This window comes from Streptococcus mitis (genome assembly GCF_019929545.1).
GTDB lineage: Bacteria > Bacillota > Bacilli > Lactobacillales > Streptococcaceae > Streptococcus > Streptococcus mitis_BU.
On the sequence record NZ_JAHZPT010000063.1, the window covers coordinates 1 to 663 of the forward strand.

A 663-nucleotide genomic window follows, 5' to 3' on the forward strand; every position below is an offset into this window, starting at 1 on the left:
TAAACAAATTAAAGAAGGACATATTCCTGAAGAATGGAATAACAATAAAAGAGCACAAAAAGATCCTGATGCTAGATGGACCAAGAAAGGTGGTCAAAATTATTTTGGTTACAAAAATCATGTGAGCGTTGACCGAAAATCAAAATTCATTAAAAAGTATGAGTTGACGGCTGCTAATGTTCATGATTCCAATGTTTTAGAGGAACTCTGCGATTCGAATGAACCAGTGTTTGACGACAGTGCTTATATTGGCCAAAAAGTACCTGAAGGGTGCCAACACCACACCTGTCGTCGAGCTTTTCGCAATAAACCATTGACTGATTTAGACAAGCGTATCAATCAGTCTATTTCTCATGTTCGTTGTCGTGTGGAACATGTCTTTGGTTTCATTGAAACGACTATGAAGGGGAGCACTTTTCGAGGCGTTGGTAAAAAGAGAGCCAAAACAAATGCTATGTTAACTAATTTAGTCTACAATATCTGTCGTTTTGAACAAATCCAACGATTGGGTTTGAAGACATGGGCTTAGTGCGCCCAAAAACAAGAGAAATGGGCCATAGAGGTCTAAAGATAGAAAAAAATCAACTTGAATGTGCCAACTAAATGAGACACATACAGTTGATTTTTTCTTTTGTGATAAGAGTGGAGTTTTTAGAGGTGCCC

General features: G+C 37.9%; 1 protein-coding gene. It reads left to right on the forward strand.

Translation table 11 applies throughout. From position 1 onward, the window contains the following. Positions 1-529: IS5 family transposase (locus K1I71_RS09540; protein ID WP_223330853.1), on the forward strand; the 529-nt coding region annotated here is incomplete at its 5' end. Positions 530-663: the final 134 nt, after the last annotated feature.